At 59.8% G+C, this 25599-nt stretch carries 24 protein-coding genes; 12 read left to right on the top strand and 12 right to left on the bottom strand.

Annotation, left to right across the window (positions count from 1 at the left end; genetic code table 11):
- The first annotated feature begins 76 nt into the window (after positions 1 to 76).
- The 9 genes from nagZ to EYC79_RS16380 all read left to right on the top strand — a co-directional run bounded on the left by nagZ (position 77) and on the right by EYC79_RS16380 (position 7753).
- Positions 77 to 1093 carry a beta-N-acetylhexosaminidase gene (nagZ, locus tag EYC79_RS16420; protein ID WP_130978658.1) on the top strand — a complete coding sequence of 339 codons (1017 nt, stop codon included), beginning with the start codon at positions 77 to 79 and terminating at the stop codon, positions 1091 to 1093.
- A 47-nt stretch (positions 1094 to 1140) separates the two neighbouring features.
- A complete protein-coding gene (locus EYC79_RS16415; RefSeq protein ID WP_062424259.1) occupies positions 1141 to 1986 on the top strand; it encodes a segregation and condensation protein A in 846 nt (281 codons plus the stop codon).
- Entirely contained in the window at positions 1976 to 2707 is a 732-nt protein-coding gene (gene scpB, locus EYC79_RS16410) for an SMC-Scp complex subunit ScpB (protein WP_205654428.1), read from the top strand. The genes EYC79_RS16415 and scpB overlap by 11 nt, the downstream gene beginning before the upstream one ends.
- 158 nt (positions 2708 to 2865) lie before the next feature.
- Complete coding sequence (locus tag EYC79_RS16405) at positions 2866 to 3078, top strand: twin-arginine translocase TatA/TatE family subunit (protein WP_062424260.1); 213 nt, start codon at positions 2866 to 2868, stop codon at positions 3076 to 3078.
- An 89-nt stretch (positions 3079 to 3167) separates the two neighbouring features.
- Positions 3168 to 4001, top strand: a complete 834-nt coding sequence (tatB, locus tag EYC79_RS16400; RefSeq protein WP_130978656.1) for a Sec-independent protein translocase protein TatB — start codon at positions 3168 to 3170, stop codon at positions 3999 to 4001.
- Positions 3998 to 4810 carry a twin-arginine translocase subunit TatC gene (gene tatC, locus EYC79_RS16395; RefSeq protein WP_062424262.1) on the top strand — a complete coding sequence of 271 codons (813 nt, stop codon included), beginning with the start codon at positions 3998 to 4000 and terminating at the stop codon, positions 4808 to 4810. The genes tatB and tatC overlap by 4 nt, the downstream gene beginning before the upstream one ends.
- 95 nt (positions 4811 to 4905) lie before the next feature.
- Positions 4906 to 6189, top strand: coding sequence for a serine--tRNA ligase (gene serS, locus EYC79_RS16390; protein ID WP_112953950.1), 1284 nt, complete (start codon positions 4906 to 4908; stop codon positions 6187 to 6189).
- A 137-nt stretch (positions 6190 to 6326) separates the two neighbouring features.
- On the top strand, positions 6327 to 7103 hold the full coding sequence (gene surE / locus EYC79_RS16385) for a 5'/3'-nucleotidase SurE (protein ID WP_130978655.1): 777 nt from the start codon (positions 6327 to 6329) through the stop codon (positions 7101 to 7103).
- Complete coding sequence (locus EYC79_RS16380; protein WP_162744222.1) at positions 7100 to 7753, top strand: protein-L-isoaspartate(D-aspartate) O-methyltransferase; 654 nt, start codon at positions 7100 to 7102, stop codon at positions 7751 to 7753. Before surE ends, EYC79_RS16380 begins: the two co-directional genes overlap by 4 nt.
- Positions 7754 to 7827: 74 nt before the next feature.
- Here the strand turns inward: EYC79_RS16380 and EYC79_RS16375 are convergent, their stop codons facing one another.
- The 7 genes from EYC79_RS16375 to EYC79_RS16345 form a co-directional block, all read right to left on the bottom strand.
- Positions 7828 to 9480 (bottom strand): OFA family MFS transporter, encoded by a 1653-nt coding sequence (locus EYC79_RS16375; RefSeq protein WP_130978654.1) that lies wholly within the window; start codon positions 9478 to 9480, stop codon positions 7828 to 7830.
- A gap of 172 nt (positions 9481 to 9652) precedes the next feature.
- Entirely contained in the window at positions 9653 to 9997 is a 345-nt protein-coding gene (locus tag EYC79_RS16370) for a formate dehydrogenase subunit delta (RefSeq protein WP_130978653.1), read from the bottom strand.
- Positions 9987 to 10811 carry a formate dehydrogenase accessory sulfurtransferase FdhD gene (gene fdhD / locus EYC79_RS16365; RefSeq protein WP_130978652.1) on the bottom strand — a complete coding sequence of 275 codons (825 nt, stop codon included), beginning with the start codon at positions 10809 to 10811 and terminating at the stop codon, positions 9987 to 9989. The genes EYC79_RS16370 and fdhD overlap by 11 nt, the downstream gene beginning before the upstream one ends.
- A gap of 9 nt (positions 10812 to 10820) precedes the next feature.
- The gene (gene fdhF / locus EYC79_RS16360; RefSeq protein ID WP_130978651.1) at positions 10821 to 13703 is read right to left on the bottom strand and encodes a formate dehydrogenase subunit alpha; all 2883 of its coding nucleotides are present in this window, start codon (positions 13701 to 13703) and stop codon (positions 10821 to 10823) included.
- A gap of 4 nt (positions 13704 to 13707) precedes the next feature.
- Positions 13708 to 15264, bottom strand: coding sequence for a formate dehydrogenase beta subunit (locus EYC79_RS16355; RefSeq protein WP_130978650.1), 1557 nt, complete (start codon positions 15262 to 15264; stop codon positions 13708 to 13710).
- Positions 15261 to 15740, bottom strand: coding sequence for a formate dehydrogenase subunit gamma (locus EYC79_RS16350; protein WP_130978649.1), 480 nt, complete (start codon positions 15738 to 15740; stop codon positions 15261 to 15263). Before EYC79_RS16350 ends, EYC79_RS16355 begins: the two co-directional genes overlap by 4 nt.
- A 134-nt stretch (positions 15741 to 15874) precedes the next feature.
- A complete protein-coding gene (locus EYC79_RS16345) occupies positions 15875 to 16810 on the bottom strand; it encodes a LysR family transcriptional regulator (RefSeq protein ID WP_130978648.1) in 936 nt (311 codons plus the stop codon).
- A 303-nt stretch (positions 16811 to 17113) separates the two neighbouring features.
- Between EYC79_RS16345 and EYC79_RS16340 the strand changes: the two genes are divergently transcribed.
- The gene (locus EYC79_RS16340; RefSeq protein WP_130978647.1) at positions 17114 to 18715 is read left to right on the top strand and encodes a peptidoglycan DD-metalloendopeptidase family protein; all 1602 of its coding nucleotides are present in this window, start codon (positions 17114 to 17116) and stop codon (positions 18713 to 18715) included.
- Between the two features lie 51 nt (positions 18716 to 18766).
- Here EYC79_RS16340 and mobB read toward each other — a convergent pair whose 3' ends face one another.
- From mobB to moaA, 5 genes are all read right to left on the bottom strand, one after another.
- Positions 18767 to 19288, bottom strand: coding sequence for a molybdopterin-guanine dinucleotide biosynthesis protein B (gene mobB, locus EYC79_RS16335; protein ID WP_062424274.1), 522 nt, complete (start codon positions 19286 to 19288; stop codon positions 18767 to 18769).
- On the bottom strand, positions 19285 to 19917 hold the full coding sequence (gene mobA / locus EYC79_RS16330) for a molybdenum cofactor guanylyltransferase MobA (protein ID WP_245495304.1): 633 nt from the start codon (positions 19915 to 19917) through the stop codon (positions 19285 to 19287). The genes mobB and mobA overlap by 4 nt, the downstream gene beginning before the upstream one ends.
- Entirely contained in the window at positions 19914 to 21140 is a 1227-nt protein-coding gene (locus EYC79_RS16325; RefSeq protein WP_116493449.1) for a multidrug effflux MFS transporter, read from the bottom strand. Before EYC79_RS16325 ends, mobA begins: the two co-directional genes overlap by 4 nt.
- Positions 21137 to 22039 (bottom strand): DMT family transporter, encoded by a 903-nt coding sequence (locus EYC79_RS16320; RefSeq protein ID WP_116493448.1) that lies wholly within the window; start codon positions 22037 to 22039, stop codon positions 21137 to 21139. Before EYC79_RS16320 ends, EYC79_RS16325 begins: the two co-directional genes overlap by 4 nt.
- Positions 22040 to 22187: 148 nt before the next feature.
- Entirely contained in the window at positions 22188 to 23177 is a 990-nt protein-coding gene (moaA, locus tag EYC79_RS16315; protein ID WP_207773955.1) for a GTP 3',8-cyclase MoaA, read from the bottom strand.
- A gap of 190 nt (positions 23178 to 23367) precedes the next feature.
- On the opposite strand from moaA, the gene EYC79_RS16310 reads away from it, so the two are divergent.
- Both EYC79_RS16310 and EYC79_RS16305 read left to right on the top strand, forming a co-directional pair.
- On the top strand, positions 23368 to 23736 hold the full coding sequence (locus EYC79_RS16310) for a gamma-butyrobetaine hydroxylase family protein (protein ID WP_130978646.1): 369 nt from the start codon (positions 23368 to 23370) through the stop codon (positions 23734 to 23736).
- 35 nt (positions 23737 to 23771) lie between these two features.
- Complete coding sequence (locus EYC79_RS16305; protein WP_130978645.1) at positions 23772 to 25589, top strand: monovalent cation:proton antiporter-2 (CPA2) family protein; 1818 nt, start codon at positions 23772 to 23774, stop codon at positions 25587 to 25589.
- Positions 25590 to 25599 lie beyond the last annotated feature (10 nt).

Genomic DNA, 25599 nt, shown 5'->3' with positions numbered 1-25599 from the left:
CGGGATGGTCACGCCGTCCCGGCTTTTTTCGTAACTGATATCGATTGCACGTGCCCTCATCGACAGGACCCATACCATGACTGAATCGAAAGCTATGATCCTTGGCTGCAGCGGCTTGACGCTGACGCTGGAGGAGATCGCCCTCTACAAGGCGGAGCAGCCTTGGGGTTTCATTCTCTTCGGTCGTAATATTGGTGACGCGCAGCAGATTACCGATCTGGTGGCTTCCATGCGTGAGGCGGTCGGTCGCCCGGACGCGCCGGTTCTGATCGATCAGGAAGGTGGGAGGGTCCAACGCATCCGCCCACCGATCCTCCAGTCCTACCCGAACGCCCATGCCTTGGGCGCAATCTATCTGCGCGATCGTGAACAGGGTCTGCGCGCCGCTTGGCTGATGTCGCGCCTGCACGCCTTCGATCTCATGCGCCTTGGCATCAATGTGGATTGCCTGCCCGTTCTCGATGTTCCGGTGGAAGGTGCAAGCAATGTCATCGGCAACCGCGCTTACGGCTTCGATCCGAAGATGGTCTCGGAAATGGGGCAGGCGGCCGCTGACGGTCTGAAGGCCGGCGGGATGCTGCCGGTGATGAAGCACATTCCAGGCCATGGACGCGGAATGGTGGATTCGCATCATGAACTACCGGTGGTGGACGTGCCGCTGGATGATCTCGATGTGCACGACTTTGTCCCGTTCCGTGCCTTGAACAAGGAACTGATGGGCATGAGCGCGCATCTTGTTTTCAATGCCATCGATCCTGAGCGCCCAGCCACGACGTCCCGCAAAGTGATCGACGAGATTATCCGTGGACGCATCGGTTTTGACGGACTGCTGATGTCGGATGATAGTTCGATGAATGCATTGAAGGGGACGCTTGGCGAGCGCGCGGCCAATATTGTTGCGGGCGGTTGCGATATAGTCTTGCATTGCAACGGCGTGATGAGTGAAATGCTTCAGGTCGTGAAGGAAGTTCCCCCTCTCACCGGCCGGTCACTGGAACGCGCCAAGGCCGTAGAAGCGGGCTTCCCCGCTGCAGACGATGCCGATGAGGCAAGCTTGAGAGACGAATTCAACGCCATGCTGGCGGTTGCCTGATCCGCTGAGCGGGCAGAGCGCCAGCGAAAGGCCCGACAGACGAGACAATGGCAGCAGAGAAATCGCGCGGCGGCACGCCGATGGACAAGCTCTGGCAGGATGTGACGCCGGAGCGTGCGACAGGCGAGGCGGCATTGATGATCGATGTGGCGGGCTTCGAAGGCCCGCTCGATCTGTTGCTGCACCTGGCTCGCGTTCAGAAGGTCGATCTCTCCCGCATTTCCGTTTTGGCGCTGGCGGAGCAATATCTACAATTCGTCGAAACCGCGCGCCGGGTCCGCATCGAACTTGCCGCCGATTATCTGGTTATGGCGGCCTGGCTCGCCTTCCTCAAATCCAAGCTGCTGATCCCGCAACAGAGCAAGGATGAGGGCCCGACCGGCGAGGAAATGGCTGCAACGCTGGCCTTCCGCCTCAAGCGTCTGGAAGCCATGCGCGACGCCGCCGAGAGGCTGGTGAACCGCAATCAACTCGGCCGCGATATCTTCGCCCGTGGTGCGCCGGAGCATATTCCCCATCGCAGTCGGTCTGCATTCGAGGCGAGCCTTTACGACCTGCTGAGCGCCTATGCGACGCTTCGCCAGCGCCAGGCGATCACGCAGGTGACGATCGAGAAACGCCAGGTCTGGTCGCTGGTGGAAGCGCGCGAGTTGCTGACCTCTATGCTCGGTGAAATCGGTGAATGGACGGAGCTCGACCGGTATCTCCTGCAATATGTTCCCGATCCCTCAATGCGCGCCACCGCCATTGCCAGTGCCTTTGCAGCGTCGCTGGAACTGGTGCGGGAAGGATCGCTGGAGATTCGCCAGGATGGAGCGTTTCAACCGATCTTCATGCGTAAAGGCTCTGGTAGAGCGCGGGAACGTTCTGAAAGGGCCGATGATGTCGAATGATGTGGATATTGACGGCGGCGTTTCTGACGAGGGTGCAGAGATCGGCGGCGGCACGGTTGCGGAGCGTCTTGAAAGAGAGGCGGAGCGCATTGCTGAAGCCCTGGTCTTCGCCTCAGCGCAGCCCGTGTCGGAAGCCTTCATCGCTGAGCGCATTCCGCGCGGTGTCGATGTCCCGCCTATGATGCACCGGCTGAAGCAGGTCTACGCGACACGCGGCGTCAATCTCGTGCAGGTCGGCGGCAACTGGGCCTTCCGCACGGCGGGCGATCTTTCCTTTGTCATCCATGTCGATGAAAAGGAACCGAAGAAGCTTTCGCGTGCGGCACTCGAAGTACTGGCGATCATCGCCTATCATCAGCCCGTCACGCGCGCCGAGATCGAGGATATACGCGGTGTTCAGACCTCGCGCGGCACGCTGGATGTGCTGATGGAGGCGGGGTGGGTGCGCTTTCGAGGGCGCCGCCGCACCCCTGGGCGTCCAGTGACCATGGGAACGACGGTGGAGTTTCTGGATCACTTCGGTCTCGAGGAGTTGCGCGACCTGCCGGGCCTCGATGAACTCAAGGGAGCGGGGCTGCTGTCCGGCCGCATTCCGCCGAATTTCGGCATTCCCGTGCCGTCGATGAGCGACGAATTGACCGAGGACGAGGACCCGATCACGCAGCTCGACCTCGAAGAACTGGGGCTGCTTGCCCCCCGCGGTGGCGACGTAGACGATTGATTTTGTTGCGGGTGCACAGCGATCACGTAGATGTGTCGATATGCTGCTGCATCACAGCATTTCTCGCTGCCTTACTTTGTCGAATAGCCATTTTGTTGTTTGAAAAAGCCATTCAAACGGCTTACATCGTTAAAAGCAAAATTCAGGGAGTTTGCGTTATGGGTTCTTTTAGTGTTTGGCACTGGCTGATCGTTCTGGTGATCGTGCTGGTTCTGTTCGGCCGGGGCAAGATTCCCGAATTGATGGGTGATGTCGCCAAGGGTATCAAGAGCTTCAAGAAGGGCATGGCTGATGACGATGCCACGCCACCGCCTGCCGACACCAATGTCAATGCCAAGACGGTCGATCACAAGGCTGACGAGATCAAGTAATTGATCCGGGGTAGGACGGTCACGTCTTTGCCCTGGTCGTCGGGACTTGAGGATCATGGCGCGTTGTTGCGCGTGTCGGGAGCTTTTTGATGTTTGATATCGGCTGGAGCGAGCTGCTGGTGATTGCGATCGTATTGATCGTGGTTGTTGGCCCGAAAGACTTGCCGCCCATGATCCGTGCCTTCGGCAAGACGATGGCCGGCTTCCGCAAGATGGCGGGTGATTTTCGCGCGCAGTTCGATGAGGCCATGAAAGAGGCCGACATGGACGACGTGCGCCAGACGATCGCCGATGTCCGCAATCTCAACCCCACAAATTCCCTGCGCGATGCGATGAACCCTTTGCGTCAGCTCGGTAATGACATCCGCTCCGATCTGCAGAAGGCGGCAACGCCGTCCGGACCGGCAACCAGCGCCCCGGTCGATGCGCCGGATGTCACCCTGTCGGGTCCGGAGATGACGTTGCCCGACGCGCCGCCGCCTGCTTTGACGCCTGCGCCGATCGCCGCCGCACCGATGGCTCCAGCGCCCCTTGTGGCGCAAGCAACGCCGGTCGTAGATCCGGTTGCCGAGAAGCCGAAGCGGAGCCGCAAGGCTGCCGCGAAAACCACGCAGGAAGTCGAAGCCGAGGCGGTCGCTGCCAAGCCGAAACGCGCTCCGCGCACGATTTCGGCCAAGGCCGATGCGAAGAAGCCGAAGGTCTCGTCCGTCGCTGAAATGCAGGCCGAGCCCGCAATTTCTCCTGCGCTGACGGACGTTGCGGCCAAAGCTGCGAAACAGACGTCAGCAAAGGCGGCGGATAAGAAGGTCGCATTGGCTACCGCGCCCAAGCCGAAGGCGGCGCGCGCCAAGCCCGACGCCTCCATGGCTGCCGAGCCAGCCAAGAAAGCACGAACGGCCAAGGCCAAGAAGGATGAAGCATGAGTGAGGATATCGAGGATAAGCCGCAGCCGCTTATCGAACACCTCATGGAATTGCGCACGCGGCTCATCTGGTCGCTGGGAGCATTTTTCGTGGCCTTTCTGGCCTGCTTCGCCATGGCCAAGCACCTGTTCAACCTTCTCGTCATTCCTTACAAGTGGGCGGTGATCTGGGCAGGGCTGGACGTCGCCAAGTCCTCGCTGATCTATACGGCCCCCCAGGAATTCTTCTTCACCCAGATCAAGGTTGCCATGTTCGGCGCCATGGTGATCTCCTTCCCGGTGGTTGCGTCGCAGCTTTACAAATTCGTCGCGCCTGGTCTCTACAAGAACGAGCGCGCTGCCTTCCTGCCGTTCCTGATCGCATCGCCCCTGCTGTTTCTGCTTGGCGGCGCGCTGGTCTACTTCTTCTTCACACCCATGGTCATGTGGTTCTTCCTCGCCATGCAGCAGCTGCCGGAAGACGGCGAGGTCGCAATTTCACTGATGCCGAAGGTGTCGGAGTATCTCAGCCTCATCATGACGCTGGTTCTGTCCTTCGGTCTCGTGTTCCAGCTGCCGGTCGTGACCACGCTTCTGGCGCGTGTCGGATTGCTGACCAGCGACTGGCTGAGAGAGAAGCGCAAATTCGCGATCGTCGCTGCCTTCGTCGTGGCCGCCGTTCTGACGCCACCCGATCCGATGTCCCAGATCGGTCTTGCCTTGCCAGCGATCCTTCTCTACGAGGTTTCCATCTATATGGCTCGACTCGTGGAGAAGAAACGCGCTGCCGAAAACGCTGGCCGGGAGCTTGACGGTCCCGAAGAGGCGTGACGGCTTCTTGAGTTCTTTCTTCAGACGCCGGGTCACTTGTCCCGGCGTTTTGTTTTTCAACAAGCAAAGACGTAAAACCACGGTCTGGAACCACGATGCACGATATTAAATGGATACGCGACAACCCTGAAGCTTTCGATGCGGCGCTGGCCAAGCGCGGAGCCGAACCTCAGTCCGCGAGCCTGATTGCGCTCGACGAGAAGCGCCGCTCCGTTATCCAGACCCTGCAGGACATGCAATCCCGCCGCAACACCGCCTCCAAGGAAATCGGTGCGGCGATGGCGCAGAAGAATGCTGAGCTTGCGGAGAAGCTGAAGGCAGAGGTTGCCGACATCAAGGACAGCATGCCGAAGCTGGAAGAGGAGGACCGTCAGGTTACCAGCCAGTTGAACGATGCCCTGTCGCGCATTCCCAATATCCCGCTGGACGATGTGCCGGTCGGCAAGGATGAGAACGACAACGTCGTGACCCGCGTCGTCGGCCAGAAACCCGGCTGGAATCACGAAGCCAAGGAGCATTTCGAGATCGGCGAAGCGCTTGGCTACATGGATTTCGACCGTGCGGCAAAGCTTTCCGGTTCGCGCTTCACGGTTCTCACGAGCCAGATTGCTAGACTGGAGCGCGCGCTTGGTCAGTTCATGATCGATCTGCACACCCGCGAGCATGGCTACACAGAAGTGTCTTCGCCGCTGATGGTGCGCGCCGAAACGCTGTATGGCACGGGCAATCTTCCGAAGTTCGAAGAAGACCTCTTCAAGACGACGGATGGACGATACCTGATCCCGACCGCTGAAGTGACGCTGACAAACTTGGTTGGTGGCGAAATCCTCGATCAGGAGAAATTGCCGCTTCGTTTCACGGCGCTCACCCCATCGTTCCGTTCGGAAGCGGGCTCTGCGGGTCGCGATACGCGCGGCATGCTGCGCCAGCACCAGTTCTGGAAGTGCGAACTCGTCTCGATCACCGATGCGGAAAGCTCGATCGCCGAGCATGAGCGCATGACGGCCTGCGCCGAAGAAGTGCTGAAGCGCCTTGGCCTGCATTTCCGCACCATGACGCTGTGCACTGGCGATATGGGCTTTGGCGCGCGCAAGACCTATGACCTCGAAGTCTGGCTTCCAGGCCAGAACACCTATCGCGAAATCTCGTCCTGCTCCGTCTGTGGTGACTTCCAGGCACGGCGTATGGATGCGCGCTATCGCGGTAAGGGCGACAAGGCTACGAAGTTCGTTCATACGCTGAACGGTTCGGGCACGGCCGTCGGACGTTGCCTGATCGCGGTTCTGGAAAACTATCTCAACGACGATGGCTCGGTGACCATTCCGGACGTGTTGTTGCCTTACATGGGTGGCCTGACTCGGATCGAGAAGGCAGCCTGAGCTTCGATATCGACTCCTGCTTCGACGGCGCAGGAGTACTTCATCTCTGCCCGGAGGAGAGCGTCGTCCAGCAAGACATTTGGTTGAGCGGAGACGGGCGCTGTGTGTTGTAGAACGAACCGATGAGGGAGAAGACCATGCGGATTTTGCTGACCAATGATGATGGTATCCATGCCGAGGGGCTGGCAGCGCTTGAGCGCATTGCCCGCACTCTGTCGGACGATGTCTGGATCGTCGCACCGGAAACCGACCAGAGCGGTCTTGCACACTCCCTGACGCTTTCCGAACCGCTTCGCCTGCGCAAGATCTCCGACAAGCACTACGCGCTTCGCGGCACGCCGACAGACTGCGTGATCATGGGCATTCGTGAAGTTCTTCCCGGCAAGCCCGATCTCGTTCTCTCCGGTGTCAATTCCGGCGCCAACATGGCCGATGATGTGACCTATTCGGGTACGATTGCCGGCGCTATCGAAGGTACGCTGCAAGGCGTGCGTTCCTTTGCGCTTAGCCAGGCCTACGCCTATACGGGCAATGCCGAGCGGATCGTTCCCTGGGAGGTCGCTGAAACCTATGCGCCGGATCTCATTCGCAAGCTGAGCGAGATCGATCTGCCGGATGGCACATTCCTCAATCTCAACTTCCCCAATTGCGCGCCGAAAGACGTGCAGGGCGTGAGCGTCACGGGGCAAGGCAAGCTTGATTTCGGGCTGACGGTGGAGCAGCGTCAGGATGGCCGCGGCCTTCCTTACTACTGGCTGCGCTTCGGGGAGCGGCTTGGCACCTTCATGGAAGGCACGGATATCCATGCCGTCAAGAACAACCAGATTTCCGTAACACCTCTCAAGCTTGACCTTACCGACTACACGGTCAAGGATCGGATCGCCAAGGCACTTGGATTCGGAGTGAACGATTGAAATCCCCCATGGTGGAGAAAGAAGGCTTTGCCGCTCTCGTCTTGAGGCTGCGGGCCGAAGGCATTTCCGATCTCGATCTCCTGACCGCCGTCGAGCAGACGCCACGCTCTCTCTTCGTCCCGGCACCGCTTGCGGCGGATGCTTATTCCAGCCGCACCATCCCGATCGACTGCGGGGCCTTCATGGAAGGTGCCGATATGGCGGTGAAGATCGTCTCCCGGCTTCAGGTTAAGCCAGGCCAGCGCGTGCTTGAAATCGGCACCGGAAGCGGCTTCATGACGGCCGTGCTTGGGCGCAGAGTCGAGCGCGTGCTCTCGGTTGAGCGCTACAAGACGCTGGTTCAAGCGGCACAGAACCGGATGGATGATCTCAGCATTCGTAACGTTGTGATCCGTCAGGCCGACGGCTCCAACGGTCTAGTCGGCGAGGGGACCTTCGACCGTATCGTCTCCACCGCAGCCTTTTCTGCCATGCCGCGCTTCTTCACCGAGCAGATCGTCTCTGGTGGTATGATGATTGCACCGATCATCCTGGAAGACGGTCGCTGCGTGATGACCCGTTTCTCCAAGACCGGCAGCCGCTTCGAGCGCGAGGAACTCTTCGAGACGCCTTATTTGCCGATCGAATCCCATATCGCGACCTACCTGTAGAACGCCGGGGCAAACTGGCAAAAAAAGAGCCGACTTTCGCCGGCTCTTGATGGTCTTTGAGATCCGTCGGCAACTTACCCGAAGAGCGCGAAGCTGCTCTTCAGCGTCACCCACACGCCCCACAGAAGCGGAAGGCCGACAGCGGCCCAGGCGAGAGCGGCCTTGCCATCGAAGCCACCCTTGCCGATGCCGAAGGAACCGGTCGGGCCGGCATTGGCGGCAGCGGTCTTGGCCTGGAGCGAGGCGACTTCCTCATCCGACATGAACCACTTGTCGGAGAGCGGCTTGACGAAGGCGTTGGCGATGAGGCCAAGCGCCAGCATACCGGCAAGAATATACATCGTGCTGGTATAGAGGGCCGGCCCAGGCGCTACACCGGCGGCGATCTGCGCCTCACGGATATAGTTGACCACGACCGGACCGACGATGCCGGCCGTTGCCCAGGCTGTCAGCAAACGACCGTGGATGGCGCCAACGAATTGCGTGCCGAAGATGTCTGCCAGATAGGCCGGAATGGTGGCAAAACCGCCGCCATACATCGACAGGATGATGCCGAAGGCGAGGACGAAGAGAGCCTTGGAGCCCATCAGAGCAAGCGTGGGTGCCAGCGCATAGAGGATGATGCCGAGGATGAAGAAGCAGAAATAGGTGTTCTTTCTGCCGATCTTATCGGACATCGATGCCCAGAAGAAGCGGCCACCAATGTTGAAGAGCGACAGAAGGCCAGTGAAGCCAGCGGCGATTGCCGCGATCTGTGCCTTCTGCGCGGCGTCAAGATCGGCAAAGGCAACGCTTGGCTGGCCGATCAAGGAACCAGCGAAGATTTCCTGCAGCATGGGCGAGGCCATGCCGATGACGCCGATACCGGCAGAGACGTTGAGGCAGAGAACTGCCCAGATCAACCAGAACTGTTTGGTCTTGTGAGCATCACGCAGATGCACATGACGCGTCGTGATCATCGCGCTTTTGGCAGCCGGCGGCGTCCAGCCTTCGGGGCGCCAGCCAGCCGGTGGTATGCGGTAGCCGAAAGCACCTGCCATCATGAAGACGAAATAGATCAACGCCATCACGACGAAAGTCTGCCACACGCCGACCGTCGTGTCGGTCTTGAAATAGCCCATCAGCAGGTTGGCAAGTGGAGCGCCGATCATTGCGCCGCCACCGAAACCCATGATGGCCATGCCGGTTGCCATGCCGCGCCGATCCGGGAACCACTTGATCAGGGTCGAGACGGGAGAGATGTAACCAAGTCCAAGACCCACGCCGCCAATCACGCCAGCACCGAGCCACATCAGCCACAACTGATGGGTCATAACGCCGAGCGCTGCAACGAGAATACCGCCGCACCAGCAGCAGGCGGAAACGAAGCCAGCCTTGCGTGGACCGACACGCTCCAGCCAGCCGCCCCAGATGGCAGCCGAGCAGCCGAGCAGAACGAAGAAGAGCGTGTAGATCCATCCAAGGTCCGCCACGCGCCAATTGCAGGCGGTGGTGAAGAGAGCGCCGACGAGCGTCAGGCTCGAGCAGCTCGGATCGGTCGCCGGAAGGGCTCGCGACAACGGCAGCCAGAACACGCTGAAGCCATAGGCCATTCCGATGCACAGGTGGATTGCCAGTGCGGCTGGCGGAACCAGCCACCGGTTGAAACCGGGTTTGGCGATAATTCGCTCTCGATCGAGAAGACCTGCCCCCGCCATGCCTCCTCCGCTTACGCCTGCAACTGCCATCGACAATACCTCCCTCTTTGGAATGTCAGGACAACGTCAAATGCTCTCGCTCACACCTGATGAGCGGGCATCGATGAAAAAGGGAAAGCCGGGCTGATCAAACCCGTCTTCCAGGATGTAGGTTTCGACCTCATATTGGCGTGCGCAAGGACCGTGCGCTTTCGGTCCACCTTCACGCCGCGCCGGAAGGAATGCTGGGTTCCGAAAGAGATTCTCCAGCAATCGGACCTTTGCCTCCCGGCGCACCCTTTGCTGCGTCTTCTCCCAGGCCGACCGCCTGCGTGGTTGGGTCTCCCGGCCGCTTGATCTTTGCCGATGCCGTCACGACGAGCGGCAGGAAGCCGTCTGCGCCGTTGTCGATCATCTCGAAGAACCGCCGCCGCATGCGCGGCTCCCAGAACTTGTTGATGTGCGTGGCCACCCCATCCACCTGCACGTCCTGCGGCTGCGAGGTAAAGAATGTGGCGATCTGGTTCGCCATGCGGATCAGCTTCTCATCTGTGTGGCTAAGCGACATGACTGCTCTCCCCGGAGACCAGACGGTCAGGCCTGGTAAACACTTCGAATTCATCGCCGCGGGCGATACCGATCAGGCTGATGCCAGCTTCTTCTGCCGTCTCGATGGCAAGCGCTGTCGGCGCCGAAATCGCGACGAGGACCGGGCATCCGAGAAGGGCCGTTTTCTGCACCATTTCGACGGAAAGACGGCTGGTGACGACCACGATACCATCGGTTGCCGGATGCCCGGAGCGGAGGATTGCACCGGAGAGCTTGTCCAGAGCATTGTGCCGCCCGACATCTTCTCGCACCGCGACGATGCCGTTCTCTGGCCGGTAGAAACCCGCGCCGTGTACAGCTCGTGTTTCGCGATTGAGGCCTTGCCCATCGCCAAGCAGGCGAATGGCTTCGCTGATCTGCCTGGGCATGAGGCGGGCCGCCGGATCCTTGACCGTCGCAACCTTGCGAGTTGCCTGCTCGATCGATTCAATACCACAAAGACCACAGCCGACTGGTCCTGCCATGCGCCGGCGGCGGGCCACCAGCGCGTCGGCTGTCGTATCCTTCAGCGTAATCTGCACGTCGATCCCTCGACCCGCTTCAACCAGATCGACCTCGAGGATATCTTCCGCCGACGTCACGATTTCCTCCGCCAGCGAAAAACCATAGGCGAAGTCGATGAGGTCTGTCGGCGTTGCCATCATCACCGCATGGGTGGAGCCTCCATAGGAGAAGGCGACCGGTACTTCCTCCGGGACGATGCGGTGGCCCGCCTCCATTCGCCCCTGTCGGAAGCGCCATTCGTCGATCGTTCGGCTCGGTTTCTGCTGCATTCTCCGATCCTATTCCGCCGCGTCAAGTTTCGCCACGATTCGGCGCGACTGGCGGGAGAATTCTTCATAATCTTCCTGCCACTCCGTCGGACCGTTGGATGGCGAGACCTGAACGGCCGTCACCTTGTATTCCGGACAGTTGGTCGCCCAGTCGGAGAAGTCCGTGGTGATGACATTGGCCTGCGTGTCCGGATGGTGGAAGGTCGTATAGACGACGCCGGGCGCTACGCGGTCGGTGATCAGCGCCCGAAGCGTTGTGTCGCCTGAACGGCTTGCGAGCTTGATCCAGTCACCGTCCTTGATGCCGCGCTGTTCGGCGTCGTGAGGATGAATTTCCAGCCGGTCCTCCTCGTGCCACACGACATTCTCGGTACGGCGGGTTTGCGCGCCGACATTGTACTGGGAGAGGATACGACCTGTCGTCAGCAGTAATGGGAAGCGAGGGCCGGTTCGTTCGTCAGTCGCCACATATTCGGTGCGGATGAACTTGCCCTTGCCACGCACGAAGCCGTCGACATGCATGATGGGTGAGCCGAGCGGGAATTTCTCGTTGCAAGGCCATTGGACCGAGCCGTGCTTCTCCAGATAGTCGTAGGAAACACTGGCGAAGCTTGGCGTTGTTGCTGCGATCTCGTCCATGATCTCGGATGGATGGGTGTAGTTCCAATCGAGCCCCATCGCCTGGGCGAGCTTCTGCGTTACCTCCCAATCGGCATAGCCATTTTTCGGGCTCATCACCTTGCGCACGCGATTGATGCGGCGTTCGGCATTGGTGAAGGTGCCGTCCTTTTCGAGGAAGGTCGATCCCGGCAGGAAGACATGGGCGTAGTTTGCTGTCTCGTTGAGGAAGAGGTCGTGTACGACGACGCATTCCATGGCAGCGAGTCCTGCAGACACATGCTTTGTATCCGGGTCGGATTGCAGAATGTCTTCGCCCTGAATGTAGATGCCCTTGAACGACCCTTCGACTGCGGCATCCAGCATGTTGGGAATACGCAAGCCAGGCTCACTGTTGAGCGTCACGCCCCATAGCTTTTCGAAAGTCTCGCGCGTCGCGTCGTCCGAGATATGGCGATAGCCCGGCAGTTCGTGGGGGAAAGAGCCCATATCGCAGGAGCCCTGGACGTTGTTTTGACCACGCAGCGGGTTCACGCCGACGCCAGGACGACCGATATTGCCCGTTGCCATTGCGAGGTTGGCGATTGCCATGACGGTGGTGGAGCCCTGGCTGTGTTCGGTGACGCCAAGACCATAATAGATGGCGCCATTGCCGCCGCGGGCATAAAGACGCGCAGCACCGCGAAGCTCTGCTGCCGGAACGCCGGTGAACTTTTCCGTCTCCTCCGGGCTGTGCTCCTCTTCCGATACGAAGGCTGCCCAGTCCTCGAATTCGGACCAATCGCAACGTTCGCGAATGAAGGCTTCGTTGAAGAGACCTTCGGTGACGATGACATGGGCAAGTGCAGTCAGCACCGCAACGTTGGTGCCGGGCTTCAGCGGCAGGTGGAAGGCAGCCTCCACATGCGGCGTGCGCACAAGATCGATGCGGCGTGGATCTATGACGATCAGCTTGGCGCCCTGGCGCAGCCGCTTCTTCAGCCGGGAGCCGAAGACCGGGTGGCCATCCGTGGGGTTCGCGCCAATGACAAGCACGACGTCAGACTGTTCGACACTGTCGAAGTTCTGTGTGCCGGCAGATGTGCCGAAGGCCTGGCCGAGGCCATAGCCGGTTGGCGAATGGCAGACGCGGGCGCAGGTATCGACATTGTTGTTGCCAAAGCCGGCGCGGATCAGCTTCTGCACCAGGTAGGTCTCTTCATTGGTGCAGCGCGAGGACGTGATGCCGCCGATCGAGTCCTTCCCGTACTGGCTTTGGATACGACGGAATTCGGACGCCACATGGGAGTATGCCTCTTCCCACGTCACCTCCCGCCAGGGGTCTGTAATCTTTTCACGGATCATCGGATTGAGGATGCGGTCCTTGTGGCTGGCATAGCCATAGGCAAAGCGGCCCTTGACGCAGGAATGGCCACGATTTGCCTGTCCATCCTTCCACGGCACCATACGGACCAGCTCTTCGCCGCGCATTTCCGCCTTGAAGGAACAGCCCACGCCACAATAGGCGCAGGTGGTGACCATTGAATGTTCTGGCTGACCAATGGCGATCACGGATTTTTCCGTCAGTGTTGCCGTGGGACAGGCCTGAACACAGGCGCCGCAGGAGACGCATTCGGAATCGAGGAAGGCTTCATGCGCACCGGGCGACACGCGGCTATCAAAGCCACGCCCTTCGATGGTCAGGGCGAACGTACCTTGCACGTCTTCGCAGGCGCGGACGCAGCGTGAGCAGACGATGCATTTTGAAGGATCATAGGTGAAGTAGGGGTTCGACTCGTCCTTCGGCATCCACTGCGCGTTGACGCCGCCATCAGTCGAGCGCGCCTTGACGTGGTTGTCGCCCTCATAGCCGTAGCGCACATCACGCAGGCCAACCGCACCTGCCATGTCCTGCAACTCGCAATCGCCATTGGCCGCACAGGTCAGGCAGTCGAGCGGGTGGTCGGAGATGTAGAGCTCCATCACCCCCTTGCGGATTTGCTTCAACCGTTCCGTCTGTGTATGGACGACGAGACCTGGCGCAACCGGCGTGGTGCAGGAGGCGGGGGTGCCGTTTCGACCCTCCACCTCCACCAGACAGAGGCGGCAGGAGCCGAATGCGTCGACCATATCGGTGGCGCAAAGCTTCGGAACCTGAATACCCGCTTCCATGGAGGCGCGCATGATGGAGGTGCCCGCAGGCACGGTGATCTCGCGACCATCGATGGTCAGCGTCACCACGTCCGTGGATTTTGAGGCCGGGGTACCGTAATCGATTTCGTGAACAAGGGTCATGGTATCACTCCGCCGCTTCAACAAGTGGGGTGGGTGCGAAATCCTCCGGGAAGTGCGTCATCGCGCTCATCACCGGATAGGGGGTGAAGCCGCCCAGCGCGCAGAGCGAGCCGAACTTCATGGTGTTGCAGAGATCGGCCAGAAGCTGGCGGTTTTTCTCGGGTTCGATACCGCGCGCGATCTTGTCGGCGGTTTCGACGCCGCGTGTCGAGCCGATGCGGCAGGGCGTGCATTTGCCACAGCTTTCGACCGCACAGAATTCCATTGCAAAACGTGCCTGATTCAGCATGTCGACGGTGTCGTCGAAGACGACAATGCCCGCGTGACCGATCAGACCGCCGGTGGCGGTAAAGGCTTCATAGTCGAAGACCGTGTCGAAGAGCGATGGCGGGAAATAGGCACCGAGTGGACCGCCCACCTGCACCGCCTTGACCGGGCGACCGGAAATGGTGCCGCCGCCAATCTCGTTGACGAGTTGGCCGAGCGTCATGCCAAACGCGGCTTCGTAGAGACCGCCATGTTTCAGGTTGCCGGCGAGCTGAATCGGGATCGTGCCATTGGAGCGGCCGACGCCGTAATCGCGATAGAACTGCGCGCCGCGATCCATGATCACCGGAATGGAAGCCAGCGACATGACGTTGTTGACGACGGTCGGCTTGCCGAACAGGCCCTGGAGCGCTGGAAGCGGCGGCTTGGCCCGAACGATACCGCGCTTGCCTTCCAGACTGTTGAGAAGCGAGGTTTCCTCGCCGCAGACATAGGCACCGGCGCCAACGCGCACTTCCATATCGAAGGCGTGGGACGAGCCCATCACGGAAGAGCCGAGGATGCCAGCAGAGCGAGCAATTTTTATCGCCTCGTCCATGACGGCGATCGCATGCGGATACTCGGAGCGGGTGTAGATGTAGCCCTTGGTCGCACCGACTGCGATTGCGGCGATAGCCATGCCCTCGATCAGGACGAAGGGATCGCCTTCCATGATCATGCGATCTGCGAAGGTACCGCTGTCGCCCTCATCGGCGTTGCAGACGATGTATTTCTGGTCAGCGGAAGCGTCTGCGACGGTCTTCCATTTGATGCCTGTCGGGAAGCCTGCACCACCGCGTCCACGAAGGCCGCTGTCGGTGACCTGTCGGACGATGTCCGCAGGAGGCATCCCGATCGCCTTCTCCAGGCCGGCCAGGCCCTGATACTGGCGATAGTCATCGAGCGACAGAGGATCGGTAACGCCACAGCGCGAGAAGGTGAGGCGTGTCTGGCTTTTGAAGAATGGGATATCCTCTGTCAGGCCATGGGCGAGTGGGTGCGCGCCGCCATTGAGAAAATCCGCTTCGAAAAGAGACGGGACATCCGATGCCTTGACCGGCCCATAGGCGACACGACCCGCGTCGGTGCGCACTTCGACCAGCACCTCCAGCCAGAGCACGCCGCGAGAGCCGTTGCGGACAATGTGGACATCATGGCCGCGGGAGGCGGCCTCTCGCTCGATGGCCGCGGCCACCCTGTCGGCACCGACAGCAAGGGCTGCCGCATCGCGGGGAACGAAGACGGTGATGGTCATTTGCTGACCTCCGCCACGATGTCGTTCAGACAGTGCTCATCGACGCGTCCATAAAGCTCACCGTCCAGCATGGCGGCCGGGGCAGAAGCGCAGAGGCCAAGACAGAAGACAAGTTCGAGCGTGACCGAGCCATCGGGTGCGGTTTCGTGCCAGTCGAGGCCGAGCCTTGCTTTCGCGCGTTCGGCAAGCCTGTCGCCGCCCATCGACTGACAGGCTTCGGCACGACAGAGCTTCAGGGTGTGGCGCCCGGCGGGGTGATCGCGAAAATCGTGGTAGAAGGTGATGACACCATGCACTTCGGCGCGCGAAACATTGAGCGCGGAGGCGATCAACTGCTTGGCACTTTCCGGAATATAGCCGAACTCCGCCTGCACCTGGTGCAGGATAGGCAACATCGGACCTTCCAAGTGGCGACAGTGATCGATGATTTCGGATATCCGGCTTGCCTCGGTACTGGCAACCGCTCGAATGTTCATGGTCAGTCCTCCCAAACCGACGCCAGACAGACAGAGACTTATCTCCGTGGAACCCGCGATACCGAGAAGCCGAGTGCTCGTAGGTTGCGCGTGTCCCAATCTGGCTTTCGGGAAGGATGGCGAGAATGCATCCGTCAGGTCAATAAAGACGTCCCGTTATGCGATAGAAAATTTCTATCGAAAGCCGATGCCGCCGCGCGGGATCTGGCTTCATGCAGAAGCGCTGAAACGAGAGGCGTGTGAGGCTCACGATGGGTCGCGACCAATCCCACCAAGTGTTCAGCATCCGGCTCCGAGATCGGTATCATCCGGATCTGCTCCGGAAAACCGAATGATTCCGCAACGTTACGCGGCATGATGGAGGCCCATTGACCGGTTCTTATGTGGGAAAACAGCACGATCATCGAATTGGATTCAAGTGTCGGCTTTGTTTGGACGCCAGCTTCAGCCATATGCGCATTGATGATACGACGGTTTTGCATGTCCGGTGTTAATAGACAAAGCCGAAGACCGGAGACCTCCTTCCACGTCACAACTTCGCGATCCGCAAGCGGCGTTCCGGCTGCTGTAATGAGGTGGTAGCGTTCCGAATAAAGAGGAACGGTGGTGACCCGGCCCAGCGGTTCATTGTCGAGGTAGGTGATTCCCGCGTCGATCTCGAGATTTTCCAGCTGACTGAGAACCTGCAGGGACGTCCGCGAGGCGACCGAGAACGTAACATCCGGGTGACGTGCCTGAAAAGGCTCGGTCAGCCTTGGCACCATGGCGAGTGCAGTGGGGATAACGGCGATCCTGATATGCCCCGCGAGACCCTTTCGGGCTGCGCGCATCTCTTCGCGCATGGTGCGAGCATCGCCGACGATCCGCCTTGCCCATTCGAGAACGCGTTGGCCTTCCGGGGTCAGCCCCTGATAGCGCGACCCGCGCACGACCAGCACGACGCCCAACTGATCCTCAAGCTGGCGGATTGCTGCCGAAAGTGTCGGCTGCGAGATGCGGCATTCTTCGGCTGCCCGACCGAAATGTTCCGCGCGGGCTAGAGCAATGAAAAATTCCAGCTTGTCGATCATCGTGGTTCCTCCCCTCCATCGAGATTTGGCGCGGATGAGGGGTCGCGGTCAACTGGTGGGAATCAGGCAGGGCCATGCATTGGCGACGGATGAGACCCCATGCTGGATATCGCTGAGGCCGGCATGGTTATCGAATTATCAAAAAATATGCGAAGAGCTTAACGTTTTAACGGCGTGGTAACACTAACGCGCTTTAATCATCTCATCGACGCATGGTTTTTCCGTTTCGGAAGAGGGGCCTTGCAAGTGTTTGTTCAGCCGGATCGATTCCGATGCGGCGTTTGCGTCAGTGTAGATCGAGTCATGCGTATGAGTCATTCGCCTAAAACCGGAAAATCAATCGCAAAGATGTTCGCAGCGGCATTGCTGGCAAGCGTCGCAACGGGTTGCAGCTCGGACGCGACACGCTTTAGCGGACTCTTTTCCAGTAACAATACGGATCAGATGACGACCGCGTCCATTCCTCAGCGCAACGGTGCCGGTGCCTATGGTCAGGCCCCCGTTCCCCAGGCTGATATGAATGGTGGCGGTTATGCTGCCGCCCCGCAGGGCGGTTATGGCAACCAGAACGCGGCCATGAACCAGCCTTATCCGGCTTCGAATGGCGGCTATGGTTCGGTCCAGCCATCAACGGCCCGTTCGGCATCCTCTGCCGCACCTGTTCAGCGCGCCGAGCTCTCCGCTCCATCGCCGGTAGCAAGCCGCGATCCTGCGACGAGACGCGAAGCCATGGCACAGCCATTCCCATCTGCGACCGCAAACGGCGCACCCTCCATGGCGTCGGCGCGGCTGCCGGCGAACAACAGCGCCGATACGCTGTCGACCGGCTCCGTCAAGCGCGACAATAATGGCTGGCACACGGAAGGCGCGTCTTCGGTCACGCTGAATTCCGGCGAGACCGTCGCAACGCTCTCCAGACGCTACGGCGTGCCGGAGAAGGCAATCCTGCAGGCAAATGGCCTGAAGAGTGCATCGGCTGCGCGTCCTGGTCAGTCGATCGTCATTCCGCGCTTTGGTCAGACACCCAATGCAGCCCGTGCTGCGTCCAACAATATCGATTTGAGCAAGAACAACGCCCCGGCTCCAACCCGTGGTCAGGAACAGAATCTCGCTGTCCTGCCGGCACAGGGCGCTGCTCGCGACAAGGTTTCGGCTGAGAATGGCAAGCTGACCCCTCCAGGTGGCAAGCCGCTGCCGCCAACCGGTGGCTACAAGGTCAAGCCGGGCGACAGCCTTGCCAAGATCGCTCGTGAAAACGGCGTCTCCGTTGCCGAGCTGAAATCTGCCAACAACATTGCAGATGGCAATATTCGCATCGGTCAGACGCTCGCCATCCCAGCCGCTGGAACAGACGGCATCAAGACCGCCTCGGTCAAGCCGCATGAGACTGTTGCGCCCGCGGCTGCTGCAAAGGCTGTCGAGACACCTGTTGCCAAGACAGAAGTGCCGAAGGCACCGGCTGCCGAAGCAAGTGTGAGCGATGTCGAGAAGAAGTCTGATGTCGCGTCAATCGCGCCGGAATCCACCGGCATCGGCAAGTATCGCTGGCCGGTTCGCGGTGCCGTGATTTCCGGCTTCGGTGAGAATGTCGATGGCAACCGCAATGACGGCATCAACATCTCCGTTCCGGAAGGCACGCCGATCAAGGCTGCCGAAAACGGTGTGGTCATCTATGCCGGCAACGGTCTGAAGCAACTCGGCAACACGGTCCTGGTGCGTCACGACGACGGCAAGGTCACTGTTTACGGCAACGCTGCCAACCTCGATGTTCAGCGCGGCCAGAAGGTTCAGCGCGGCCAGACAATTGCCACCTCCGGCATGACTGGCAGTGCTAAGCGTCCTCAGGTTCACTTCGAAGTCCGCAAGGACGCAACGCCGGTGAACCCATCCTCTTTCCTTGAATAGTGTTTTGCGTATCAAGGTAAAGGAAAAGCCGGGTCGGAAGGCCCGGCTTTTTCATTTTGATGGACGCTCAAGTCCGACCGTCGCCTCGATGAAGTCGGCGATACGGCCTGTGTCATCGAGATCGAAAACGGGAAGAGTACTTTCCGGGATCAAGTGATCGGCAGCGATTGCAATGATATGCGGATCGCTCGGCGCCAGCGGTTCCGTCTTTGCGGCGTCCTTCCGGCGGGCCTCTATTTTCGGCACGGGCTCGTATTTATAGCCTTCGATCAGAACCAGATCGCAGGGCGCAATGCGCGCGAGGATTTCCTCGAAAGAGGGTTCAGCCGCGCCGCGCAGCTCATGCATGATGGCAAAGCGCGTGCCGGATACGATCGTCACCTCATGCGCGCCGGCCTGTCTGTGCCGCCAGCTATCCGCACCCACCTTGTCGATATCGAAATCATGATGGGCGTGCTTGATCGTGGAGACACGGTAGCCGCGCGCGGTGAGCTCCGTGACGATGCGGACTGCCAGCCCAGTCTTGCCCGAGTTTTTCCAGCCGGAAATGCCAAACACTTTTTGACGCGTCATGGAGTAAGACTCTTCAGGAAGGTTTGCGCTTGCGATAGCTCTTCCGGGGTGTTGATGTTGAAAAACGGATCGATGGAACTGGTGGCGCTTTCCACTGGTGGAAAGGACACGCCGATCGTGGGGTGGCGCGCCAGAAAGCTGCGGATGCGACGGTTGTCGTCCTCCGCGAGCCAGTTCTCCAGATCCTCGACGAGAGCAAACGGCCAGAGAGCAAAGACGGGATGAACCTGTCCGTTGGATGCGGCGACAACGATGGTGTTCTCGTCCGGTAGGTGATCCAAAAGCTTCGAAGCAAGATCGTCCGGAAAAAACGGACTGTCTGAAGGCGCCGTCAACATGTGGCTCGCGCCAGATGGGTGGTCTCTAAAGTGCTGCAAGCCTGCGAGAACGCCAGCGAGAGGTCCTGCGTGACCCATCTTGGTATCTGGCACGAGAGGCAGGTCGAAGGCCTTGCCCCACTCGCCGGTGGCATTGAGCGCCAGCGTCGAAATCTGTGGCGCCAGTCTATCAATGACGTGGTGCAGAAGGTGTCGCTCGCCAAAGGGGCAGAGAGCCTTGTTGGAGCCCATGCGTCGCGAAAGACCGCCGGCCAGAATCAGGCCAGGAAGGGAGCGTGCGGTTTTCATCATGCCTCACCTCTTAGCAGACGCTGCGCGTGGCGGCGCTCCTGTCTGCCCGCATAAGCGCTTGTCGCCACGGCAAGCACGCCATTCACCAGCATGACGAGGAGCAGATGCGTCGTTCCAGCTTCCTCCGATAGCAGAGACGAGGCGACAACGGAAAGCATCGCTCCACCGCCAATCGTCAGCGCGCCGCCAAGTCCGGAGGCGGAGCCTGCCAGATGCGGCTGGACGCTGACCATGCCGGCATTGGCGCTCGGCAGTGTCACGCCATTGCCGACGCCGATCAGCGCGAGCGGAATGAAGAACTCATAGTGGCTGCCGAGATCAAGTTGAAGGAGCAGGTATGCAATGACGATGCCGACAAGCGCGATCACATTGCCGGCCAGCATCATCACCGGGATGCCGATGCGGCTGGCGTAGCGGCCGGAAACGAAGTTGCCCAGCATATATCCTGTCGCCATGAAGAAGAACTGCATGCCCAGCACCGCTGGCGTCAGCCCGTAGAGCACACTGCCGACGAACGGCGCGCCGCCGAGGAAGGAGAAAAACAGGCCGGAGGAGAGCGTGCAGGTCAGCGCATAGCCCCAGAAACGGGTGGAGCGAAGAAGCTGCGGCCAGGCCTGGAACTGGGCTGCGAAACTTGCCGACTTCTGCCGGTTGGTTTCGCCCATGTCGAAAAAGACGAGCAGCAGAACCACCACCGCCGACATGCCGACAAAAGCGAAGCTTGCCTGCCAGCCGGCGAGATCATTGAGAAAACCGCCGACGGTGGGCCCGACCATAGGCACCACCGACATGCCCATGGTGACGTAGCCGATCATCGAGGCCGCCTGCTCGGCAGGCACCATGTCACGAACGATCGCTCTCGCCAGAACGAAGCCCGAGGCAATAGCCGCCTGCAGAACGCGGCCAATCATGAAGACGGTGATGTTCGGCGCGAATGTGCAGATCAGCGTGGCGACAATCATCAGCACGATGCTGACGAGCATCACGGGTCTACGCCCGAAGCGATCGGACAGCGGTCCGATCACGAGTTGAAGCACGGCAGTGGCGGCGAGATAGCCTGAGACGGCAAACTGCATGACGGCATAATCAGTGCCGAAATAGACCGACATTGCCGCAAGCGACGGCAGGAAGACATTCATGCTGAGTGCTGCGACACCGGCCACCAGAACGAGTGTCATCACATGCGGTGGGGTCGAGCGATCGAGAAAGCGCGCCTTGTTCATTCGATGCCTATCGCTTGCTTGGCGATCGGCGCACGGTGACGCCGGCTTTCGCGGTAGAATGTGTAGAGACCGGAGGCGACAATGATGGCCGTGCCCGACAGCGTCCAGACATCCAAATGATCGCCGAAGAAGAAAAAGCCGATCGAGAAGGCCCAGATCATGCTGGTGTAGCGGAAGGGTGCAACGAAGGAGATGTCACCGCTGCGCATTGCCGTGATGACCGCCTGATAACCGATGACGACTAGGAAGGCGGCTGCCACCAGATGGGACCAGACATAGGTGTCCATCGGCTGCCAGCCACCAAATGGCATGATCAGCGCCGCACCGAACAAGGTGTTGACGACGGTGGTTGTCATGGTGACGGCCATGGAGGGAACATCTGCATACATGCGCCGGGTCAAGAGGTCGCGTCCGGCGGTAACGAACATCGCACCCAGCACCAGTAGTGCGCCGGAGGTAAAACCTTCCGGACCGGGTCTGAGAATAACAAGGACTCCAAGAAAGCCGACCAAAATCGCAGTCCAGCGTCGCCAGCCCACAGGCTCCTTCAAGAAAAGTGCTGCACCGAGCGTCACCGCAAGGGGGAGGGACTGCATGATGGCCGCCACATTGGCGAATTGCATCATGCTGAGCGCCTTGAGGTATAGGATGGAGGCTGAAATCTCGCAGAGACAACGCATCAGGATGACGGGGCGCAACATGGTCTTGAGTGGGCGCAGCGCGCCCATATGGCGCGCAATCACGTAAACCAGAACGCAGGTCATAACGCCGCGAACGAAGAGGATCTGTCCGATATTGATGTAGGGCGTGACGGACTTGGTGAAGGCGTCGTTGACCGTAAAGCTTGCCATCGCCAGAGCCATGAGCAGCGCTCCGCGCGTATTGTCCGTCAATGCCATGATGCCATCCCAAGAACGAGGTCGCGATGCGGGCCTTCCGCAGCGAGGCGACTCCGTTCACTCCTCCTGTCCCAAAGTCGTGACATGGTGAGCGCTCGAATTCAATCCATTTAATGTAAGGGTATCAAATAATAAGCTAGCTGAAGAATCAGCCGCCGGTGACGCTCATGTGGCGGGCGACGGCGGGTCGCTTGCGATTCCGATCGATGATGAAGTCGTGACCCTTGGGTTTGCGAAGGATCGCGTCGTCGATCGCCTGAGACAGAAGCGCGTCGCTGTCGGAGGCGCGAAGCGGCGTTCTCAAATCCGCCGCATCGTCCTGACCGAGGCACATATAGAGCGTGCCGGTGCAGGTAATGCGGACGCGGTTGCAGCTCTCGCAGAAATTATGCGTCATCGGCGTGATGAAGCCGAGCCGTCCACCAGTTTCCTTGACCTCTACGTAGCGTGCGGGTCCGCCCGTCTTGAAGGGAATGTCGGTGAGCGTGAAGCGCTCTTCGAGCGAGGCACGGAGGTCCGACAGCGGCAAATAGCGATCGGTGCGGTCCTCCTCGATCTCGCCCATCGGCATGGTTTCAATGACCGTGAGATCCATGCCACGCGCGTGGGCAAAACGCATGAGTTCGGGAATTTCGTGCTCGTTGAAGTCTTTCAGCGCCACTGCATTGAGCTTGATCTTGATGCCCGCCGCAAGAGCCGCGTCAATACCGGCCATCACCTTGGAGAAATCACCCCAACGGGTGATCTGTCGGAACTTCTCCGCATCGAGCGTATCAAGCGACACATTGATCCGGCGCACGCCGCAATCGTAAAGTTCGGCAGCATGAGCGGCAAGCTGCGAGCCATTGGTGGTCAGCGTCAACTCATCCAGCCGGCCCGCTTCAACATGGCGGCCGAGATTGCGGATGAGATGCATGATGTTCTTGCGCACCAGTGGTTCACCGCCTGTCAGGCGCAGCTTGCGCACGCCCTTGGCGATGAAGGCGGAACAGAGCCGGTCGAGTTCTTCGAGCGTCAGCAGATCCTTCTTCGGCAGAAAGGTCATGTGCTCCGACATGCAGTAGGTGCAGCGAAAATCACAGCGATCCGTCACCGAGACGCGCAAATAGGTGACCGCCCGACCGAAGGGGTCGATCATGGGGCCATCAGCTTTGGCAATTGCTTGAGCTTGCCCGAGATGCGTTAGAACGCTGTTCAAGCCGATCTCTCCATGTTCAGGTACTTTGCGCGATTGGATCTCGGGATCGTTCTGCTACAACATGTAATGTCTTGCCTCTAAGCCGACAAGGCCATAGTTGTTCCTTCCCTTTAACGTGACGGAACTCGACATGAGTGAAGCATGGCCCACCGAATTGCGGGTTTCCAAAGATCGCAAACACCTGACGGTGGTGTTCGATAATGGTGTCTCTCACACGCTCCCCGCCGAAATGCTGCGCGTCCTATCCCCTTCGGCGGAAGTTCAGGGACATGGTCCCGGGCAGAAGGTGACGGTGCCGGGCAAGCGCGATGTGGCGATCCGCAACGTGGTCGCCACGGGCAACTATGCGGTACGCATCGCATTCGATGACGGGCATGACAGCGGTATCTTTACCTGGCGCTATCTCCAGGAGTTGGGCGAAAAAGGAGACGCACTGTTCCAGAGTTACGAACAGGAACTCGCGGAAAAAGGCTTGAGCAGGGAGCCGCGGTTCCGTTAGGGAAGTTGCATGTGATTTCAATATGGAGGTGACACTTGGCCGTCGAGGGAAATGCGAATGATCTGGCCCAAGTGGTCGTCCTGCTGGCCGCCGGTGTGGTGGCAGCACCCATCTTCAAGCGCATTGGTCTCGGCTCGGTTCTTGGTTATCTCGCGGCCGGTCTTGTCATCGGCCCTTTCGGCTTAGGTGCCTTTTCCGATCCGCAGGCCATCATCCATATCGCCGAACTCGGCGTGGTGATGTTCCTCTTCATCATCGGTCTTGAGATGCAGCCCTCAAGGCTGTGGTCCATGCGCAAGGACATTTTCGGTCTCGGCGCGCTTCAGGTGATGGTCTGTATCGGCGGCCTGACGATGATCGGCGTGGCTTTCGGCTATGCTGTCATTCCCTCCTTCGTCGCGGGAACGGGTTTCGTTCTCACATCCACCGCCATCGTCATGCAGATGCTTCAAGAGCGCAACAGCCTCTCGACGTTGAAAGGGCAGCGCATCATCGCCATCCTTCTCTTCGAGGATCTGGCAATTGTGCCACTTCTGGTGCTGGTCACATTCCTCGGCAGTGGCGGCGAAGAAGTCACGATGGCGGAGCGGCTCTCCTCGATCGGTATTGCTTTGGCTGCGACCGTTGCCCTGATCTTTGCCGGTCGCTATCTGCTCAACCCTCTCTTCCGACTGCTGGCGTCTTCCGGCGCGCGCGAGGTGATGACGGCTGCGGCTCTGCTCGTCGTTCTTGGATCGGCCCTGCTGATGCAGGTGAGTGGCCTGTCCATGGCGATGGGCGCCTTCCTTGCTGGCGTGCTTCTTTCCGAGTCCGCTTTTCGCCATCAATTGGAAGCCGATATCGAGCCGTTTCGCGGCATCCTGCTTGGGCTTTTCTTCCTTGGCGTCGGCATGGCGATCGATCTTTCGGTGATTGCTGCCAACTGGAAGATCGTGGTCATCGGCGTCATTGCCTATATGTTCGTCAAGGCGCTGTTGATCTACAGCGTGGCCCGCCTCGTCGGTACCTGCCAGCGTGAGGCGATCGAGCGTGCCGTGCTGATGGCACAGGGCGGCGAATTTGCCTTCGTCCTCTATTCCGCCGCATCCACTGCAGGCATTCTCGATGCCGAAACCAATGCGGTGCTGACCGCGATGATCATCATCTCGATGATACTGACGCCCTTGATGGTCATTGCCCATGACCGGATCATGCCGGCGGCAAAGCCCAACACGGATGGTCTGGAGCTTCCCGAAAATGTCGAGGGCAGCATTCTGATCATTGGCTTCGGCCGCTTCGGTCAGATCGTTAGCCAGCCGCTGCTCGCGCGGGGCTACACGTTGTCGCTGATCGACAAGGACGCGGATTTTGTCCGCGATGCGGCCGATTTTGGCTTCAAGGTCTATTATGGCGATGGCGCACGCTCGGAGATCCTGCATGCAGCTGGCGCCGCAACCGCACGCGCGGTGCTGATCTGCATCGATGACAAGGAGGCTGCGATCCGCATTGCCGAAATCGTCAAGCACGAGTTTCCCCTCGTACCGGTTCTGGCCCGCGCTTTCGATCGCGGTCACGCAATCGATCTGGTCAAGGCCGGCGTCGATTATCAGATCCGCGAAACCTATGAATCGGCGCTGGATTTCTCGCAGAAGGCCCTGACCTCCGTCGGTGAAGAACGGGATACAGCCGAGCGGCTGGTGGAAGAGTTTCGAGATGTGGATGTCGAGCGCTTTGCGATCGAGGTCGTGGGCGGTATTTATGCGGGCCGGTCGCTGATACGCGGCAATGCTTCGCCCGCCGATCTCGTGGCTGCCAGGACAGCACGCGAGCGCGCGCAACGCGAAGCACGTGAAGAGGCAGAGGCCAGCGGCTGACGCTTTGTGG

The organism is Agrobacterium cavarae (assembly GCF_004310285.1).
Classification (GTDB): domain Bacteria; phylum Pseudomonadota; class Alphaproteobacteria; order Rhizobiales; family Rhizobiaceae; genus Agrobacterium; species Agrobacterium cavarae.
Note: the sequence above shows the minus strand (reverse complement) of the source record. Positions and strands in the feature narration are given on the sequence as shown.